This is a genomic window from Peribacillus acanthi (assembly GCF_003073175.1).
Lineage (GTDB): Bacteria > Bacillota > Bacilli > Bacillales > DSM-1321 > Bacillus_BN > Bacillus_BN acanthi.
Map to the genome: position 1 here is coordinate 1 of NZ_QBBX01000008.1, position 207 is coordinate 207.

A 207-nucleotide genomic window follows, 5' to 3' on the forward strand; every position below is an offset into this window, starting at 1 on the left:
AAAATAGAAGAGGTGACGTACAAAATGATGACGAGAAACCAATCAAATGAACGAGAACAATTAGAAATGTTGGCGATTGATCAGCTTATGCCTGATGACCATTTAGTACGAAAAATTGAGGCAGCGATTGATTTTACCTTTATCTATCCATTGGTTGAAAAGCTGTATTCTGAGCTCGGTCGTCCAAGTATTGATCCAGTAGTCTTG

General features: G+C 38.2%; 1 protein-coding gene. It reads left to right on the top strand.

Features of this window, described 5'->3' with window-relative positions; genetic code table 11:
• Nucleotides 1-24 precede the first annotated feature (24 nt).
• The coding region (locus DBX25_RS09615) for a transposase (RefSeq protein ID WP_476704050.1) at nt 25-207 on the top strand (183 nt) is incomplete at its 3' end.